Raw genomic sequence first — 18,573 nt, forward strand, 5'->3', positions numbered from 1 at the left:
CACGATGGCGAACCTCCCTTTCACAGCTCTTTCACCCCGCTTGCTTGCCCGTCGCGGGCGGCGGTGCCGAAAGGCACCGTGCGAGCCGGTCCGTGGCTACCCTGGGCAGATGGCCGCGGACGGCCGGACCTTCGGTGTGCTCGGGCCGCTCCAGGTGCACCGTGACGGTGCCGAGGTGGCGGTGCCGAGCACACGGCAGCGCGCCGTCCTGGCGGCGCTGCTGCTTCGTCACGACCAGGTGATCGACGTCGACCACCTGGTCGAGGCCGCCTGGGAAGGGCGCCTCCCGAACGCTCCTCGCGCCGCACTGCACACCGTTATGTCGAGGCTGCGCAGCCTCCTGGGTCCCGGCGTGATCGAGAGCGCACCGAACGGCTATCGGCTCGTGCTGGACGGCGCGGCGCTCGACTCCGAGATCTTCGAGACCCTGTGCGACCGGGCGGCGGACGCGCCGCCCGGAGAGGCCGCCGGTCTCATCGACCGAGCGCTGCGGCTCTGGCGTGACGACGTCCTGACGGAGTTTGCCGACCGTCAGTTCGTCGAGGCCGAGGCTTCACGGTTGGCTCAACGCCGGTTGGTGGCCCAGGAGGAACGTGCCGCCCTGCAGATCCAGCTCGGGGACGTCGAAGCCGCGGTGGCGGGGATGACGGCGATGGTCCACGCCCACCCGCTGCGCGAACGTGCCTGCGCGCTGCTGATGAGAGCCCTGTACCTCGCCGGCCGACCGAGCGAGGCGCTGGAGCGATTCCAGGAGCACCGCAGCCTCCTCGCCGACGAGCTCGGCCTCGACCCATCGCCGGAGCTGTGCGACCTCCAGCTGCAGATCCTCGACCACGGCATCCCCAGGAGCGTCCGGCCGACGGAGCGGCACCACGTGCCCCGCTGGCTCGCCGACGACACCACCTTCGTCGGCCGTGAGCACGCGCTCGCCGAGCTCGCGGACACGATGGTGGCCAACCGCCTGACGACCGTCACCGGTACCGGCGGCGTCGGGAAGTCACGGCTCGCGGCCGAGGCCATCGGCCCGCTGAGCCGGCGCCTCGCCCTGCCCGTGACGGTCGTCGAGGTCGGAGCCCTGGGGCGGATCGACCTCGACGTGGCTGCGGCGCTGGGCATCGGCCACGTCGGCGACGACGTGACCTCGGCGGTGGTCGAGTACCTCGAGGTCACCCCGATGCTCCTGGTCCTCGACGGCTGCGAGCACGCCCGCGACGCCGTCGCCGCGTTCGCCGCGATCCTCCTGCGGCGTTGCTCGCGGGCGCGTCTGCTGGTGACGAGCCGCCGTCGTCTCGGCATCCACGCAGAGCAGGTGCTTCCCCTGCCGCCGCTCGCGGTGGGCGCCGAGCGTCCGGAGGATTCGGCGACCTCCGACCACGTGAGCGCCGACCCGGCGACCGCTCTCTTCGTCGACCGGGCACGCCGACTGCGCCCGACCCTCACGATCGGCCGCCGCCAGCGCGAGGTCGTCAGGGCGATCTGTCAGGCCCTCGACGGGCTGCCGCTGGCCATCGAGCTGGCCGCCACTCGCGCCGCCACGCTCGGCGTCGAGGCGGTGCAGGAACGCCTCGATCGCTGCCTCGACCTGCTCCAGGACCCGGACACCGGGTCGCTGCGGAGCGCCCTCGACTGGTCCTACGACCTCCTGAGCGACTCCGAGCAGGCCCTGCTCTGCGCGCTCGCCGTGTTCGAGGGTCCCTTCGACCTGACGGCGGTCGAGCACGTCGCGACACAGCGAGCCGCCGGTTCCGTGGCCGGGGAGCTCGCCGGTCTCGTCGACGCCTCGCTCGTGGTGGGCCCCGGCAACGGCCACGGGCGGTACCGCCTGCTGCAGATCGTCCGGTCCTTCGCCCTCGAACGCTTGCGCCTCGACGGCGAGGCGGACATCCGTCGGGCGCACGCGTACTGGGTCCGCTCTCTGGTCACCGCCGTGGAGGCCGCGTCGTCCGGTCCGCAGGACGCCGCCGCGGCCGCCGACCTGGACGCGCACGCAGTCGACATCCGGACCGCGGTGACGTGGGCGCTCGAGAACGACCGCGCGGACCTGGCGGGAGAGATCACCGGGACCCTGACGCTCGCGTCGACGATGTGGCAGGTGCGGCCGGACATCGCCGCGGTCGTCCGGCAGGTGGCGGGCGACGAGGGCGTTCGGGCGACGGCGTCGGGCCGGCTGGCGCAGGCCGCGGGCGCCATGGTCGCGGCCGCGAAGGGCGACGTGGCCGAGGGTGAGCGAGCGGCACGGTCAGCGCTCGCTCTCGCGCGGACGGTCGACGAGCGGTTCCTCGCCCTCGGCGCGCTCGGAGTCAGCACCCTGTACGGCGGCAACCACTCGCAGTCCCGTCGCTCCTTCCAGCAGATCCTCGGGCTCGAAGGCCTACCGCTGGCGCGCCTGTCCACCGCCCAGGCGTCGCTGGCGCTGGTGGCGCACTACGGCGGCGACCGTTCCGGGGCCCAGGAGCTCACCGCCCGGGCCCTGTCGGCGGGCGAGATCGCCGGTGCGGTCGCCCACCGCGGCTACGCCCGGTACGCGGCGGCGGAGGTGGTCTCCGGCGAGGACCTCGCGGCGGCCGTCCCGCTGCTCGCCGCAGCCACGCAGGACGCCGACGCCGTCGGCGCCCGGTTCGTGGGGGGACTGGCGAACACGGCCCGCCTCGCCGCGCTGATCAGGCTCGGCCGCCGGGACGAGGCGTTCGCCGTCGTGCGGCCGCTGCTCGATCGCTGGTTGCGGCTGGCTGTCTGGCCACAGCTGTGGACGACGCTACGGATCTTCGCCGAGCTGCTCGCGCGGGACCGGCCGGAGCTCGCCATGCTGCTCCTCGCGGCCGCGGACCACGCCCCTTCGGCACCCGCGGTCACCGGTGCGGACGTCGTGCGTTACGCGGAGCTCACGGCGACCCTGCGCGCCAGGATCGATCCCGCCGCGTTCGGGCGGATCACGGAGCTGGCCGCGATGCTGCCCCGGACACAGGTCGTCGACCGGGCGCGGGCGGCGTCGCACGATCGCACGATCGCCGGCACGGCTGGCATCGTCGGGCCTGCGGCCTCTCCCTCCACCGACTGACCACCGTTCGCCCGACCTCATGGGCGCGCCCGCGACGGGCTCTCGCCCCGCGACCTTCCGCCACGGAGCGGGCAGATGCGTGCCCGCACCCCCTCGTCCGCCACAATGAGGGGGTCGTCGCACACAGGAGACCCACATGACCACGTCACCGCGCCGGAGGAGCGCCGCCGGACTCGGCGCGCTCGCCCTGACCGCCGCACTCGCCCTCGCCGCGTGCACGCCTGGCTCGAACAACGCCCCCGAGGAGACCCCCACGGAGGGCACGAGCGAACCCGCCGAGGTCCGGACGGACATCTCGGACGTCGGTGACGTCACCCTCACCGTGTGGGACCAGGAGGTCCGCGGCGGGCAGAACGAGCAGATCGAACAGCTCAACGAGCAGTTCATGGAGACGTACCCGAACGTCGAGATCGACCGGCAGACCCAGTCCACCGACGACCTCAACGCCACCCTGCGCCTCGCGCTGTCCGGTGAGGACGCCCCGGACGTCACCCAGGTCAACAACTCCCGCTCCCAGATGGGCCAGTACGTCGCCTCCGGTCAGCTGCTGGCACTCGACGACTACGCCGAGGCGTACGGGTGGACCGACCGGTTCTCCGAGTCGGTCCTGCAGAACAGCAGGTACAGCCCCGACGGCGTCACCTTCGGTGAGGGGTCGATCTACGGTCTGCCGCAGGTCGGTGAGGTGGTCGGCGTCTACTACAACCAGACCAAGCTCGACGAGATCGGCCTCGACCTGCCCCAGACCTGGGCGGAGTTCGAGGACCAGCTCGCCACCATCGAGGAGGCGGGCGAGACCCCGCTGATGCTCGGCAACCTCGACCAGTGGCCGGCGCTGCACGTCTTCGGGCCCGTCCAGGGCGCGTACGTCCCGGCCGCCGAGATCCGCGACCTCGGCTTCGGCAATGCCGGCGCCACCTGGACCGACGACGCGAACGTGCAGGCCGCCACCACACTTCGTGAGTGGGTCGATTCCGGCTACTTCAACGACGGCTTCAACGGTGCGGACTACGACGCCGTCTGGCAGTCCTTCACCGAGGGACAGGGGGTCTACCTCATGGCCGGGTCCTGGCTGGCCGCGGACATCCACGCCGCCATGGGCGAGGACGCCGGGTTCTTCGCGCCGCCGCCCACCGAGGAGGGCGCCGGGCCGACGACCACGGGGGCGACCGGCATCCCCTTCGCCGTGACGTCCCAGACTGAGCATCCCGACGTCGCCGCGGCCTACATCGACTTCATCACCAGCGAGGAGGCCATGGGCGTCATCGCGGAGACCGGCAACATGCCGGTGGTCGAGACCAGCCAGCACGAGGCGCCCGACCCCCTGAACGCCGACGTCTACGAGGCGTACGACAGTGCCGTGTCCGAGGGCGAGCTGCTCCCGTACCTCGACTGGGCGACCCCCACGATGGGGGAGACGCTCGGGCAGGCGCTGCAGGCGCTGATGGGCGGGGAGATGGACGCGGAGGAGTTCACCCAGACGGTCCAGGCCGACTACGCCGAGTTCGTCGCCTCCAACCAGTGAGCGAGCGGCCGCAGAGCGGGCGGCCGCAAGACGAGCGGCCGCAGAACGGGCGGTCGCGCCGGCGGCGCAGCCTCTACGGAGCCACGCCGTACTGGTTCCTGCTGCCCGCGTTCGTGGTCTACGCGGTCTTCCTGCTCTACCCGCTCGGCCGGGCCGTCCAGATCTCGTTCTACGAGTGGGACGGCCTCACGCTCGCGACGTTCGCCGGCTTCGCCAACTACGTCGACGTGCTCGCCGACGCAGCGTTGCGCGCGGCGTTCGGCCATGCCTTCGTGCTGATCTTCTTCTTCGCGGTCCTGCCGCTCGGCGTCGGTCTCGTCCTCGCCGCCCTGCTCACCCGGTCACGGGTGCGTGGGCTCGGGTTCTTCCGCACCGTCGTCTTCCTGCCGCAGGTCGTGGCGATGGTGGTCGTCGCCGTGGCATGGCGGCAGATCTACGCCCCCGACGGGCACCTCAACACCGCGCTACGCGCCGTCGGGCTCGACGCTCTGACCCGCACCTGGCTGGGTGACTTCACCCTGACCCTGCCGGCCGTCGGACTGATCGGCACATGGGTGTCCACGGGCCTGGTCACCGTCCTGCTGATGGCAGGCATGTCCCGGGTGCCGCCGGAGCTGTACGAGGCCGCCACGCTCGACGGCGCGGGCCCCGTCCGATCGTTCGTCTCCATCACCGTGCCCTCGGTACGCGCGGAGATCGTCGTCGCCCTGACCCTGACGATCATCGCCGCCCTGAAGACCTTCGACCTCGTCTATGTCACCACGGGCGGCGGGCCGGGCAGCACGACGACGGTGCCCAGCTTCGAGGTCTACCGGCGTGCCTTCGAGCTGGGTGAGGTGGGCTCGGCCGCGGCCGTCGCCGTCGTGCTGACCGGGATGATCTTCCTGCTGAACCTGGCCGTGAACCGCATCGGGGAGCGGGAGCTGTGAGGGTCTCGGCGGGGGAGCGGACCGCCAACTACGTCATCCTCATCGCCTTCGCCGCGGTGGCGCTGGCCCCGATCGTCACGATCCTGGTCACCGCGTTCTCTCCGGAGACGCCGGCCGACGCGCAGACCGGCGGGCCGCTGCACTGGGAGAACTTCGCCCGAGCCTGGGAGCAGGGCCGGTTCAGCGAGTACATGTGGAACTCGGTCGTGGTGGCGCTGATCGTCGTCTCCCTCGCCACGGTGCTCTCGGTGATGGCCGGCTACGCCTTCGGGGCCTTCGAGTTCGCCGGCTCCCAGGTGATCTTCTACGTCTTCCTGCTCGGCATCATGGTGCCGACCGAGGCGATCGTGGTGCCCCTCTTCTTCGACCTGCGCTACCTCGGCCTCACCGACACCGTGTGGGCGATCTCCCTGCCGCAGGTGGCCCAGTCGGTGGCGTTCGGGACGTTCTGGATGCGCGCGACGTTCCGGGGCGCGAACCGATCGATCATCGAGGCTGCCCGGCTCGACGGCGCCGGCCACCACCGGGTGCTGTGGCAGGTGCTGGTCCCGGTCGCCCGGCCGGCGATGGTGACGATGATCCTGCTGATGTTCATGTGGACCTGGAACGAGTTCCTCATCCCGCTGGTCATGTCCCCGACGGCGCAGCTGCGCACCGCGCCGCTCGGGCTCGCCCTGTTCCAGGGCCAGTACGTCCAAGGCACGACCCTGCTCGCGGCCGGCGCCGTGCTCGTCGCGCTGCCCGTCGTGGTGCTCTACCTGTTCCTCCAGCGGCACTTCATCGCGGGCATGCTCTCCGGCGCCGTGCGGGAGTGACGGGCGCCGACATGCCAGGGCGGTGAGCGCCCACGTCAGAGGCCGGCGCTACCGTCAGAACCGACCAGCCCCGCACGAAAGGACCTGAGAGATGGACCTCCTGCTCATCGGCGGCCTGTGGCTGGACGGATCCGTGTGGGAGGACACCGCCGCCCAGCTGGAACGTCGCGGCCACCGGGCGGTACCGGTCACGCTTCCCGGTCAGGGTGGCGGGAACGCGCAGGCGACGCTCGAGGATCAGGTCGCGGCGGTGCTCGCCGCAGTCGATGCTGCCGACGGTCGACCGACGGTCGTGGGGCACTCGGCGGCGTGCACGTTGGCGTGGCTCGCCGCCGACGCACGCCCGGACAGGGTCGCGACGGTCGCGCTCGTCGGCGGCTTTCCGGCCTCGGACGGCATGAGGTACGCCGACTTCTTCCCCGTCGAGGACGGTGCCATGGCGTTCCCGGGCTGGGAGCCGTTCGTCGGGCCGGACTCGGCGGACCTCGACGACGCGACGAAGGAGAGTTTCGCGGCCGCGGCGATCCCGGTGCCGCAGGGCGTCGCGCAGGGAGTCGTCAGGCTCACCGATGAACGCCGCGACGACGTCCCTGTCGTCCTCGTGTGCCCGGAGTACACGCCTGCGGACGCCCGGGGGTGGATCGAGGCGGGCGAGGTGCCCGAGCTCGCCAGGGCCAAGCACGTGTCCTACGTCGACATCGATTCCGGTCACTGGCCCATGCTCACCGTGCCGGCCGACCTGGCGGAGCTGCTGGCGGGGATTGCCGACGAGGCGTGACGATCGGCGGCGGCCGATGGACTCCGCTGCGGTCGGAAACGGACCGGGCGCCCGTGCCGACGCAGGCGTCGGGAAGTACGGTCGTCCTCATGCGCATCGTCATCGCCGGCGGGCACGGCAAGATCGCCCGACACCTCACTCGTCAGCTCACCGGACGCGGGGACTCCGTCACCGGACTCATCCGCAATCCCGACCAGGCCGCCGACCTGCGCGACGACGGCGCCGAGCCGGTCGTCCTCGATCTCGAACATGCCGGTGCCGAGGAGGTCGCCGCCGTCCTAGCCGGCGCGGACGCGGTCGTCTTCGCCGCGGGAGCCGGACCGGGCAGCGGGACCGCCCGGAAGCAGACGGTCGACCGTGGCGCGGCCGTGCTGCTGGCGGACGCGGCCGAGGCGGCCGGCGTGCGCCGATACCTGATGGTCTCCTCGATGGGCGCGGCCACCGGAGGGGCCGGTATCGAGGACGAGGTGTTCGCCGCCTACCAGGACGCCAAGAAGGCCGCCGACGACGAACTCATGGCGCGGAACCTCGACTGGACGGTCATCCGGCCCGGCGGCCTGACCGACGAGCCCGGGACCGGCCTGGTGCGGATGGCGCTGCAAACCGGGCGCGGCCAGATCCCGCGCGAGGACGTGGCCACCGTGCTGCGCGTCGCCCTCGACGACCCGGGCACCGCCGGTGTCGTGACCGAGGTCATCTCGGGCAACGAGCCGATCGCCGACGCCCTCGCCGCCCAGAAGGGCTGAGCGTCCCGTACGGTGCCCGATCACCCTCCGTGGCCCTGAAAGGGCCTCCGATGGTGGCTCGACGGCCGGCTCGCTCGCCGATCAGGTGCCGGGCGATCCGAGGGTGACCGGCAGGGTCGGTTGAACCACCCGGCGCGCGGGACCCGCGTCGCCACGAATGCGCTCGACGAGCATCCGCGCCGCGGTCAGTCCCATCTCCCGGGGCCGCAGCTGCAGCAGCGAGACGTTGTCCACGCTCGAGGTCACGAACGGCAGGTCGCCGATGATGCCCAGACCGACGTCGCCGCGCTCGGTCGCGGCGAGCACCCGCAGCGCACCGACACCGACGAGGTTGTTGGTCGCCAGCACGGCGTCGGGCGGGCTGGACAGCTCCAGCAGCTCGGTCATCGCCGACTGTCCGCCGTCGACCCGGAAGTTCGCGTGGACGAGCAGGTCGTCGGGAGCCGGCAGCCCCGCCGACTCGAGCGTCTCCCGCCACGCCTGGGCGCGGGCGACGGCGGTCGGTGTCTCCTCGGGGCCGGTCACGCACGCGATCCGCGTGTATCCACGGTCGATGAGCGACTGCGTCGCGCGCCGCCCGAGCTCGAGGTTGTCGAAGGTCACCTGGTCGACGTCGTCGGGGACCGCTCGGTCGACGATGACGACCGCGCGGTCCCGCTCTACCAGCCGCGCGAGCAGGGGCGAGCGCCCTGCCGGGGCGAGGATGACGCCGACCATGTTCTCGTCCTCCGCGATCTGGAGGTACTGCTCCTGCTTGTCCGGGTCCTCGTCGGTGTTGCAAAGCACCACGGACAGTCCCGACTCCTGCGCGACGTCCTCCACGCCGCGGGCCAGCGAGGTGAAGAACGGGTTCTCGATGTCGGGCAGCACGAGGGCGAGGACCTCGGAGTGCTGGCGCCGCAGTGAACGTGCCGTCCGGTTGGGGGAGTAGCCGAGCTCGTCGACCGCGCGCCGCACCGCTGCCTCGAGGTCCGCCCGCACCGGCTTGCCGTTGAGCACCCGTGAGACGGTCGCCGTCGAGACACCAGCCAAGGCGGCCACGTCCACGATCCTCGCCATCTTCTCCCCTCCCCGAAACTGGCTTCACCTTAGGCAGCAACGGCTCGCCCAGACGTCCGCCATGCGGCGTCGCCCGCCGTGTTGACACGGCTCGAGGCGGCACTTACGGTCGTGTAATCGATTTCAGCGCAAGCGCGGATCGCCACCTGATCGAGCCGATCCGGACTCCGCTCCGCCCGATGCCGCAACGAGAGGAACGCGTGATGATCCGACCAGACATCGCCACGCTGCGACCGGCCACCACCCGGTCCATCAGCCCCGAGAACTTCACCGGGGCGAAGGGCGGCGGCGGCCGTGCCACCGAGGGCACCGGTGCAGGCCCGGCCCGTGACCTCGGGCAGGGCTGGAAGGTCTCGCCGAGCGTCGAGATCGCGGCGGGCGAGACGTTCGACGTCGCCGCGATCGACGGTCCGGGACGGATCACCCACATCTGGCTGACCACGCACACCGACCACTGGCGCTCGTTGCTGCTGCGTGCCTACTGGGACGGGGCGGACGAGCCGGCGATCGAGGTGCCCGTCGGCGACTTCTTCGGCCAGGGCTGGGGCGCCTTCGCGCAGCTCAGCTCGGCGATGGTGGCCGTGAACCCGCACGGCGGCTTCAACAGCTACTGGCCGATGCCCTTCCGCAGCGGTGCCCGGCTGACGATCGAGAATCTCGGCGCCAAGCCCGCCGTCGTGTACTACCAGGTCACCTACGAGACGGGCGGGGACGAGCGGGCTCAGGACGACGCCGGCTACCTCCACGCCCAGTGGCGGCGGTCCAACCCGCTTCCCGACCGCACGCCCCACCCGATCCTTCGCGACATCCGCGGGCAGGGCCAGTATGTCGGCACGTACATGGCCTGGGGTGTGAACAGCTCCGGCTGGTGGGGCGAGGGCGAGATCAAGCACTACCTCGACGGCGACGCGGAGTTTCCCACGATCTGCGGCACCGGCACCGAGGACTACTTCGGCGGCGCCTGGAACTTCGACGTCCCCGGACAGGGATACACCGAGTTCACCACCCCTTATCTCGGGCTGCACCAGATCCTTCGGCCCGATGGCCTCTACCGATCCCAGCAGCGGTTCGGCATGTACCGCTGGAACGTGGCCGATCCGATCTACTTCGCCTCGGACCTCAGCGTGGACATCCAGGCGCTCGGCTGGCGGTCCGGGCACCGCTACCTACCGCTGCACGACGACATCGCCTCGACCGCGTTCTTCTACCTCGACCGCCCGACGGCGCAGCGTCCCCAGACACCGGACGCCGACGCCCTCGAGGTGCTCTAGACCGTCCGAGGAGCCACAACGATGACATCGACAAACCTCAGCCGGCGTGGGGCGCTGCGCCTCGGCGCCGCCGCCGCCGGCGGACTGGGCACGGCCTGGGCGCTCGGCGGCTGCTCGCCGAGCAGCGCCTCAGAGCGTGCCCCCATGCAGTTCTGGAACAACTACTCGCCGCAGTCGTCGGGAGACCCGAACATCGTCGCCCAGAGCGACTGGTTCCTCGATGCCACCAGACGGTGGGCGGAGGGCGGCGAGCGCCCGGTCAAGATGATGTACATCCCCGGGTACACGGACCCGACGAACACCCGCATCACGACGGCGTTCGCCTCCGGGGACGGACCCGACCTCTTCCTCATCTCGCCCGGCGACTTCCTCCGCTACTACAACGGTGGGGTCCTCACCGACCTCACGCCGTACATGGACGAGGCGGCGATCGACGACTTCTACCCGGAGGCGCTCGCGACCCGCACGGTCGACGGCAAGATCTACGGCCTGCCGATGGAGCAGGAGCCCCTGGCGATCTTCTACGACATTCCCGCCTTCGAAGAGGCCGGCATGTCAGAGGGCGACCTCCCGCAGACCTGGGACCAGATGCTCGAGCTCGGGCGCCGCCTCTCCAGCGGGCAGCGCGCCGGGCTGGTGCTCGACACCACGCCGAGCTACTACCAGAACTTCACGTTCTATCCATGGGTGTGGCAGGGCGGCGGTGACGTCATCGACCCGCAGACGCAGCAGCCCGTCTTCGACTCGCCGGCGAGCGTCCAGGCGCTGGCGATGTACCAGGAGGCGGTCGAGAGCGGGGCGTCGCCACGCACGCTGCCGGCCGGCGGCGACCTGGTGGGTGCGTTCACGAATGGCTACGCCGCCATGTGGCACACCGGCATCTGGCAGGTCGAGGCCATGCGGCAGAACGCCCCCGACCACCCGTACGGCATCTTCCCCATGCCGACGCCACCCGGTGGCGAGCCGACCACGATCCTCGGTGGCTGGGCGTTCGTCGTGAACAGCCGCGGGGTCGACCCGGACGCCGCGGCCCGGTTCACCGTCGACCTGATGGGCTCCATGAGCCAGGAGTCGATCCAGGCGGCCGTCCGGTGGAACGGCGTCGCCAAGGGCAACATCCCGGCCCGGAAGTCCGTGACCGAGGCGATCGGCAACACCGGCGCATTCGAGAATCCCATCCTGCAGCGCTTCCGTGACGAGATCCTCCCGACCGGACGCGGCGAGCCGCGCTACCCGCCGGTGATCTACAAGGCCGTGTCCAACGCGATCCAGAAATCCATGCTCGCCGGGGCGGATCCGGGAGACCAGGCCGAGATCGCACAGGGCGCCATCGAGAGCTACCTCGAGACCTACGAAGGAGGATCCCTCGTATGAGTGCCGTCTCTGTCTCTCGCACCGCGGGGCGACGAGCAGCTCCCGCAGCGCCGAAGGGCAAGGCCGAGCAGGCCAGGCGCGAGCGGCGTGCCGCGTTCTGGTTCCTGCTGCCCGACTCGCTCGGCCTGCTGATCTTCGTCGCGATCCCGATGGTCCTCGCCGTCGTGCTCGGCTTCTTCCGCGTCGACGGGTTCGGGTCCTTCGACTTCATCGGCGTGGACAACTACGTCCGCATGGTGGGTGACCCGGCCTTCTGGAGCAGCGTCCGCATCACGCTGCTGTACCTCATCGGTGTGGTCCCGGCGATCTTCGTGCTCGGCCTCGGGCTGGCGCTGCTGGTCCAGCAGAGGTTCCCGTTCGTCGGGCTCGTGCGCAGCATGCTGTTCGTCCCGTACGTCATCAGCCTCGTCGTCGTCGCGATGGTCTGGCAGTTCATGCTGGGCGACCGGACCGGCGTGATGAGCCGGCTGGCCGGCCTGCTCGGTTTCGAGAACGTCTCGTTCCTGGGCGACCCCAGCCTCGCGCTGGGTGCCGTGGTGGTGGTGACCGTCTGGTTTCAGATGGGCTACTACATGATCATCTTCCTCGCCGGGCTCCAGGACATCCCGGGCGAGTACTACGAGGCCGCGCGCATCGACGGGGCCAGCGCGTGGAACCGTTTCCGCCACATCACGCTGCCGCTGCTGCGCCCGACGAGCTTCTTCGTCCTCATCACGGCCACCGTCGCCGTCATCACCGGCGGGCTGGACCTCGTGTTCGTCCTGACGGGAGGCGGACCTGCCGGCGCGACGACCCTGCTGATCTTCTACGTCTACGAGCAGGCGTTCCTCTTCGGCGAGCTGGGCTACGCCGCGGCGGTCGGCTCCGTCCTCGTCCTCGTGATGCTCGCCTGGTCCGGCCTGATGTTCGCCGTCACCCGAGGAGGGCGATTCGACAATGAGTGACACCGCCACCGCCACCGCACCGGCACGGCCCGGGGCGGCGACCACCGGCCGGGATCGCCGCGCCAGGGGCGACAGCCCGTGGACGCGACGGCGCGTCATGCTGCTGATCCTCGGGCTCGTCATCGGGCTGCTGACCGTCTTCCCGATCGTGTGGATGGTCTCCGGCTCCTTCAAGGGCCCCGCCGAGGTCAACAGCGTCGACCTGATCCCGGCGGAACCAACCGTGGAGAACTTCCGCTACGTGTTCACCCAGGTGCCGTTCCTGCGGTACATGTGGAACAGCTTCTTCGTCTCCGCGACGATCACGGTGATCGCCCTGTGGTTCCACTCCATGGCCGCCTACGCGCTGGCCCGGCTGAAGTTCCGGGGACGGGAGACCGTCTTTCTGCTGATCTTCTCGACGCTGCTCGTGAGCCTGCCGGTGATCCTCATCCCGATGTTCATCGTGGTGCGGACTCTCGGCATGGTCGACAGCTACGCGGGCCTGATCATCCCGGCGATCTTCAACGCCTTCGGCATCTTCCTGCTGCGCCAGTTCTACGTCTCGTTGCCGGCGGAGCTGGAAGAGGCGGCGCTGGTCGACGGCGCCAGCTACTGGCGGATCTACCGCAGCGTGATCCTGCCGCTCTCACGCCCGATCCTCGCGGCGCTCGCGGTGTTCTTCTTCCTGGCCAACTGGAACTCCTTCGTCTGGCCGCTGACGATCACCTCGGACCCGAACCTGCGCGTGGTGCAGCTCGGCATCGCCACGTTCCAGCAGCAGTACGCCTCCGACTGGAACTACGTGCTGGCGGCCTCGACGGTCGCGGCGCTTCCGACGCTGCTGATCTTCTTCTTCTTCCAGCGGCAGATCGTGGAGTCGATCAAGACGGCCGGCTTCAAGTAGACCCGGGCACGGTCCGGCCGCCGGACCGGGACGAGAGTGTTGATCTGGTCGCTATAGCAACCAGATCAACACTCTCGTCTGCGTCTGCGTCTGCGTCTGCGTCTGCGTCTGCGTCTGCGGTCGTAGGTCAGGCGCCGGGTAGCACGCGCGGCTCGATCCGCTCCTCGACGGCCTCGCCGTCCGCACCCCGGGCGACGACGTAGGCGCCCTTGCCGCGACGCTCGGTGACCGCCTCCATGAGGTCGGTGCCCCGGTAGACCAGCCCCACGCCGTCGTCCGTGCAGTAGGTCAGCCCGAGCTCGCCGGAGGCGACGAGCCGGTGGACGGTGGGACGACGACGGTCCTCGGAGTCGTAGTGGACGCCGTTGCCGTACGGGAGCAGGCCGAGGCCGTCCTGGACGGCACGCAGCTCTGGGCCGAAGGAGTCGGTCGTGCCGGAGGTGTGCCAGCAGATGGAGCCGGCGCTGACGCCGGCCAGCACCACACCCGCCTCCCACACCCGGCGGAAGATCGCGTCCAGCCCGTGCACACGCCAGACGGCGAGCAGGTTGGCGACCGACCCGCCGTCGACCCAGACGACGTCCTGCTCGAGCAGGTAGCCCTCGACGTCGTCGACGTTCGGCATCGTGAACAGCCGCAGGGGGTTCAGCTCGAACCCGGCCACCCGGGCCGCCTCCGACCGTTCCGCGATCGCGTGCGCCTGGTCGCCGTTGGCCGTACCCAGGTAGCCGAGGCGCGGCGTGCGGCCGTCGACGCCGGAGAGTTCGACGGCGAGGCGCACCAGCGGGCCGAGCTCGACGCGCGTGCGCCGGCCGGGCACGTATCCGCCGGAGGTGGCGAGGATGGTGGGGGAGTCGGCGGGCACGGTCGTACTGTGCCAGATGCCACAATGTTCTGGGCCTGCGGCGCCGTCGGGAGGTTTGCCCGGAGACACCGCGGCGCGTAACCTAGAGCGTCGGTGCCCTCCCGTAGCGGGAGCGTGCACCGTTCCGTGAGTCTCGAGCGCCTCGCCGGCTGTCGTCGGCGTACCGGCCGCTCGACCAGAAGCGACAGAGATGAGCAGCAACGTGGTCTACGCGATCGTCAAGGCCGGCGGCCGACAGGAGAAGGTGTCCGTCGGCGACGTCGTCGTCGTCAACCGTCTGAAGAACGGACAGGTGGGCGAGTCCGTCGAGCTCGAGCCCCTCATGCTCATCGACGGCAAGAAGGTCACCACGGGTGCCGACGACCTCGCCAAGGTGAAGGTCACGGCCGAGGTCGTCCGGGAGGAGAAGGGCCCGAAGATCTCGATCATGAAGTTCAAGAACAAGACCGGCTACCGCCGTCGCCAGGGTTACCGCAGCAGCCTGACCCGGCTGAAGGTCACGGGCATCAAGTAGTCCAGCGGCCCGTACGGGTCCGTTCCCAGCACCAGACACGAGGAGTCCCCGGACGGGTGCCCTCCTCACGAGCGAAGAAGTAGAGAGGTTCGAGATGGCCCACAAGAAGGGCGCCAGCTCCTCCCGGAACGGCCGCGACTCCAACGCCCAGCGACTGGGTGTCAAGCGGTTCGGCGGCCAGGTCGTCAAGGCCGGCGAGATCCTCGTGCGTCAGCGCGGCACCCACTTCCACCCCGGCAACAACGTCGGCCGTGGCAAGGACGACACGCTGTTCGCCCTCGAGCCGGGCTCCGTGGCCTTCGGCAGCCGCCGCGGCCGCAAGGTGATCGACGTGGTGTCGGAGCCGGCAACGGTCTGAGTCACTCCACAGATTCTTGGCAGGGGCGGGCGGCGCGAGCCGTCCGCCCCTGCTGCATGCTTGGGGCGGCCCATCTGGACCACCCCACCACGGCCGACACGGCAGGAGGAGCACATGGCCACATTCGTGGACCGCGTCGTGCTGCACGTCGCCGCCGGAGACGGTGGGCACGGCTGCGCCTCCATCCGGCGTGAGAAGTTCAAGCCGCTCGCCGGTCCCGACGGCGCCAACGGCGGCAAGGGCGGCGACGTCGTCCTCGTCGTCGACCCGCAGACGACGACGCTGCTCGGCTACCACCACCGCCCGTACCGCAAGGCGGAGTCGGGCACCCAGGGTGCCGGCGACATGCGCGCCGGCAAGACCGGTTCCGACCTGGTCCTGACCGTCCCCGAGGGCACGGTGGTCAAGAGCCCCGACGGCGAGGTCCTGGCCGACCTGGTCGGTGCCGGCACCCGGTACATCGCTGCCAGGGGCGGCAACGGCGGCCTCGGCAACGCCGCCCTGTCCTCGCCCCGGCGCAAGGCACCGGGTTTCGCGCTGCTCGGCGAGGAGGGCGAGAGCGCCGACCTCGTCCTGGAGCTGAAGTCGGTCGCCGACGTCGCGCTCGTGGGCTTCCCGAGCGCCGGCAAGTCCTCGCTCATCGCCGCCATGTCCGCGGCCCGCCCCAAGATCGCCGACTACCCGTTCACGACCCTGGTACCGAACCTCGGTGTCGTGCAGGCGGGGGACGAGCGCTACACCATCGCCGACGTGCCCGGCCTCATCCCGGGAGCCTCGCAGGGCAAGGGACTGGGGCTGGAGTTCCTCCGCCACATCGAACGGTGCGCCGTCCTCGTCCACGTGCTCGACTGCGCGACGCTCGAACCGGATCGCGACCCGATCACCGACCTCGACACGATCGAGGCCGAGCTGGCGGAGTACGCGGCGGACCTCTCCGGCGGCGTGCCGCTGGGGGAGCGGCCGCGCGTCGTCGTCCTCAACAAGATCGACGTGCCCGAGGCCCGCGAGCTGGCCGACATGGTCCGACCGGACCTCGAGGCGCGCGGGCTGTCGGTCTTCGAGGTCTCGACGGCGTCCCACGAGGGGATGCGGCCGCTGTCCTTCGCGCTCGCGCAGATCGTCGCGAAGGCCCGCGCCGAGGCGCCCATGGCCGAGGCGCCACGGACCGTGCTGTGCCCCAAGGCCGTCGACGACGCGGGGTTCACGGTTATGCGCCGGACCAGCGGGGATGGCGTCTACTACCAGGTTCGCGGCTCCAAGCCCGAGCGGTGGGTGCGCCAGACCGAGTTCAGCAACGACGAGGCCGTCGGTTACCTCGCCGACCGCCTGGCCCGGCTCGGCGTCGAGGACCAGCTCCTCAGGTCCGGAGCCGTCGCGGGGGACACGGTCGTGATCGGGCCCGACGAGGGCGGCGTCGTCTTCGACTGGGAACCGACCATGCAGACCGGCGCCGAGATGCTCGGCCCGCGCGGCACCGACCTGCGTGTGGAGGAGGGCACGAGGCCGACCAGGGTCGACAAGCGCCGCGGCTACCACGACCTCATGGACGCTCGGACCGCCACGCGTGAGGAGATGTGGACCGAGCGAGAGGCCGGCCACTGGAGCGACCCGGACGATGATCCGGTGTGATTCTGACCACAGATGGCCGTGCCGTTAGGTCTCGAACCTGAGCGCCGGCTGAGCACGGCAGTCCGCGTCGTTGACGTACGGTCGACCTCGACCACGGAGCAGCAGTGCGTCCGCGGAGCAGTCCAGCACCACGAAGGAGAGGCATGTCCACTCGCGATGACCGGTCCGACGCCGGTCCGGAGGACGCCCAGACCCGCACGCCCGACGACGCAGGTACCGAGACGGTCGACGCAGGTACCGAGACGGTCGACGCAGGTACCGAGACGGTCGAGGTCGACATCGTCGACTCCGACTCGGCCGGCGCCGACGAGACGGCTCCCGAGCGTGAGTCCTACGGGGTGCCGGAGCTCGACGACGAGGACGACGAGGACGACTACGACGACGAGGTGGACGAGACCACGCCGTCGGAGACGATCGCTCGGGTCCTCAACCTCGCCATCGGCCTCGTCGTCGCGGTCTTCGTGGCGCTCCTCGCGGTCGTGGCACCGACCGCCGGCTCGGCGCCCAGCGACGTGCCGATCGGCATGGTCGGTCCCGAGCAGACCGTCACCCAGCTCAGGGACGTGCTCGGACAGGCCCGGCCCGGTGCCTACGACGTGCAGACCTTCGACAACGCCGAGGCACTGCGGGCCGCGACCCAGGAGCGCGAGGTGTACGGCGGATTCGTCCTGAACCAGGACGCCCCGGCGCTCTTCGTCGCCTCGGGCGCGAGCCCGGAGCAGGCCCAGTTCCTGCAGTCCCTCGGCTCGCAGCTCGGTCTGACCAACGTCACCGACGTCGCCGAAACGACGTCTGAGGACCCCGACGCCGTCGGCATCACCGCCACGGTCGTCATCCTGGGGCTCGTGGCCCTGGCCGGAGCCGTGGGCCTGCGCATGCAGCTTCGGGGCCGGGTGCGGGCCCAGGCGCTCGGCGCCGTCGCGCTCGCGGTCGTCGTCGGTCTCGCCTGCTCGGGTGCCCTCCACGGCCTCGGCTCGGTCACCGGTGCCTTCTGGAGCCTCGCCGGTTCTGTCGGGCTCGGGTTCCTCGCCACGACGCTCGTCGCCGTCGGGCTGATCAACCTCGCCGGCATGGCAGGGGCCGCGATCGTGCTGCTCCTCATCGTCCTGCCGGGCATCGGCCTGGCCGGTCTCTGGACCGTGCCCGAGGCGATCCCGTCGATCTGGGGCACGGTCGGGCAGTACCTGCCCGCCGGCGCCACCGGGACGATGATGAAGGCCACGGCCTACTTCGGTGGCGGCGCGCTGGAGCCCGCGCTCATTCTGCTGGGCTGGACCGTGCTCGGCGTGCTCCTGGTCCTGCTCGGTGGTCTCCGGGCACGCCGCGCCGCGGCACGGACAGCCGCTCTCGAGGCGGCGCTTGCCGCCGAGGCCGAGGCTGACGAGGACGACGACGAGGGCGAGGACGCGGTGGACGACGAGGAGCACGTCACCACGACCACGACCGCGACCGCGTCCGCGGACTCCGCCGACCGCGACGACGAGGACGGGCACGACGACGAGGCCGACGCCGCCAAGGTGCCCGAGGCGTCCGACGGTGACACTGTTGACGCCATGAGTGAGCAGAACGACCCGCACCCCACCCAGAGCGACTGGCTGCGCGAAGGTGGTGCCGAGGCCGACTCCCGGCCCCAGACCTCCGAGGACGACCGCACCGGCGAGGCGCTCTCGCCGTCGGAGGACGTGCACGGCACCGAGGGCGGGGGCGACCCCGCGGCCGGTGCCGAGGAGGACTCGAGCGGCGGCACGGACAAGGGCCACCGCAGCCCACGTCAGGTCTGAGGGCCTGCTCGGCCTTCGGGTGCGGCCGCCGCAGCGACGGC

The 18,573-nt window shown here is 70.9% G+C and carries 16 protein-coding genes; 14 read left to right on the plus strand and 2 right to left on the minus strand.

The features are described from left to right. The first annotated feature begins 109 nt into the window (after nucleotides 1–109). From ABD907_RS16550 to ABD907_RS16575, 6 genes are all read left to right on the plus strand, one after another. The gene (locus ABD907_RS16550; protein ID WP_345217532.1) at nucleotides 110–3,058 is read left to right on the plus strand and encodes an AfsR/SARP family transcriptional regulator; all 2,949 of its coding nucleotides are present in this window, start codon (nucleotides 110–112) and stop codon (nucleotides 3,056–3,058) included. Nucleotides 3,059–3,194: 136 nt separating this feature from the next. Then, the gene (locus ABD907_RS16555; RefSeq protein ID WP_345217535.1) at nucleotides 3,195–4,583 is read left to right on the plus strand and encodes an extracellular solute-binding protein; all 1,389 of its coding nucleotides are present in this window, start codon (nucleotides 3,195–3,197) and stop codon (nucleotides 4,581–4,583) included. Nucleotides 4,584–4,681: 98 nt separating this feature from the next. After that, nucleotides 4,682–5,512, plus strand: coding sequence for a carbohydrate ABC transporter permease (locus ABD907_RS16560; RefSeq protein WP_345218896.1), 831 nt, complete (start codon nucleotides 4,682–4,684; stop codon nucleotides 5,510–5,512). Next, nucleotides 5,509–6,327: a carbohydrate ABC transporter permease gene (locus ABD907_RS16565; RefSeq protein ID WP_345217536.1), complete on the plus strand. Its 819-nt coding sequence runs from the start codon at nucleotides 5,509–5,511 to the stop codon at nucleotides 6,325–6,327. The genes ABD907_RS16560 and ABD907_RS16565 overlap by 4 nt, the downstream gene beginning before the upstream one ends. Before the next feature lie 91 nt (nucleotides 6,328–6,418). Further along, entirely contained in the window at nucleotides 6,419–7,105 is a 687-nt protein-coding gene (locus ABD907_RS16570) for an alpha/beta fold hydrolase (RefSeq protein ID WP_345217539.1), read from the plus strand. Nucleotides 7,106–7,194: 89 nt separating this feature from the next. Beyond that, a complete protein-coding gene (locus ABD907_RS16575; protein WP_345217542.1) occupies nucleotides 7,195–7,851 on the plus strand; it encodes an SDR family oxidoreductase in 657 nt (218 codons plus the stop codon). 81 nt (nucleotides 7,852–7,932) lie between these two features. Here the strand turns inward: ABD907_RS16575 and ABD907_RS16580 are convergent, their stop codons facing one another. Then, entirely contained in the window at nucleotides 7,933–8,910 is a 978-nt protein-coding gene (locus ABD907_RS16580) for a LacI family DNA-binding transcriptional regulator (protein ID WP_345217544.1), read from the minus strand. Nucleotides 8,911–9,113: 203 nt separating this feature from the next. Here ABD907_RS16580 and ABD907_RS16585 point away from each other — a divergent pair, with 203 nt between their 5' ends. From ABD907_RS16585 to ABD907_RS16600, 4 genes are all read left to right on the plus strand, one after another. Next, nucleotides 9,114–10,181 (plus strand): glycoside hydrolase family 172 protein, encoded by a 1,068-nt coding sequence (locus tag ABD907_RS16585; RefSeq protein ID WP_345217546.1) that lies wholly within the window; start codon nucleotides 9,114–9,116, stop codon nucleotides 10,179–10,181. 21 nt (nucleotides 10,182–10,202) lie between these two features. Beyond that, nucleotides 10,203–11,555: an ABC transporter substrate-binding protein gene (locus tag ABD907_RS16590; RefSeq protein ID WP_345217548.1), complete on the plus strand. Its 1,353-nt coding sequence runs from the start codon at nucleotides 10,203–10,205 to the stop codon at nucleotides 11,553–11,555. After that, nucleotides 11,552–12,499 carry a carbohydrate ABC transporter permease gene (locus ABD907_RS16595; RefSeq protein WP_345217551.1) on the plus strand — a complete coding sequence of 316 codons (948 nt, stop codon included), beginning with the start codon at nucleotides 11,552–11,554 and terminating at the stop codon, nucleotides 12,497–12,499. Before ABD907_RS16590 ends, ABD907_RS16595 begins: the two co-directional genes overlap by 4 nt. Before the next feature lie 97 nt (nucleotides 12,500–12,596). Further along, a complete protein-coding gene (locus ABD907_RS16600; RefSeq protein ID WP_486334125.1) occupies nucleotides 12,597–13,385 on the plus strand; it encodes a carbohydrate ABC transporter permease in 789 nt (262 codons plus the stop codon). 127 nt (nucleotides 13,386–13,512) lie between these two features. On the opposite strand, the gene ABD907_RS16605 is transcribed toward ABD907_RS16600, so the two are convergent. Then, nucleotides 13,513–14,250, minus strand: coding sequence for a Type 1 glutamine amidotransferase-like domain-containing protein (locus ABD907_RS16605; RefSeq protein WP_345217554.1), 738 nt, complete (start codon nucleotides 14,248–14,250; stop codon nucleotides 13,513–13,515). Nucleotides 14,251–14,440: 190 nt separating this feature from the next. Here ABD907_RS16605 and rplU point away from each other — a divergent pair, with 190 nt between their 5' ends. From rplU to ABD907_RS16625, 4 genes are all read left to right on the plus strand, one after another. Then, nucleotides 14,441–14,764: a 50S ribosomal protein L21 gene (rplU, locus tag ABD907_RS16610; RefSeq protein ID WP_345217557.1), complete on the plus strand. Its 324-nt coding sequence runs from the start codon at nucleotides 14,441–14,443 to the stop codon at nucleotides 14,762–14,764. A 94-nt stretch (nucleotides 14,765–14,858) separates the two neighbouring features. Continuing rightward, nucleotides 14,859–15,122, plus strand: coding sequence for a 50S ribosomal protein L27 (gene rpmA, locus ABD907_RS16615; RefSeq protein WP_345217558.1), 264 nt, complete (start codon nucleotides 14,859–14,861; stop codon nucleotides 15,120–15,122). A 114-nt stretch (nucleotides 15,123–15,236) separates the two neighbouring features. After that, nucleotides 15,237–16,751, plus strand: a complete 1,515-nt coding sequence (obgE, locus tag ABD907_RS16620) for a GTPase ObgE (protein WP_345217560.1) — start codon at nucleotides 15,237–15,239, stop codon at nucleotides 16,749–16,751. Nucleotides 16,752–16,894: 143 nt separating this feature from the next. Next, nucleotides 16,895–18,532 (plus strand): ABC transporter permease, encoded by a 1,638-nt coding sequence (locus ABD907_RS16625; protein ID WP_345217562.1) that lies wholly within the window; start codon nucleotides 16,895–16,897, stop codon nucleotides 18,530–18,532. Nucleotides 18,533–18,573 lie beyond the last annotated feature (41 nt).

The organism is Georgenia halophila (genome assembly GCF_039541595.1).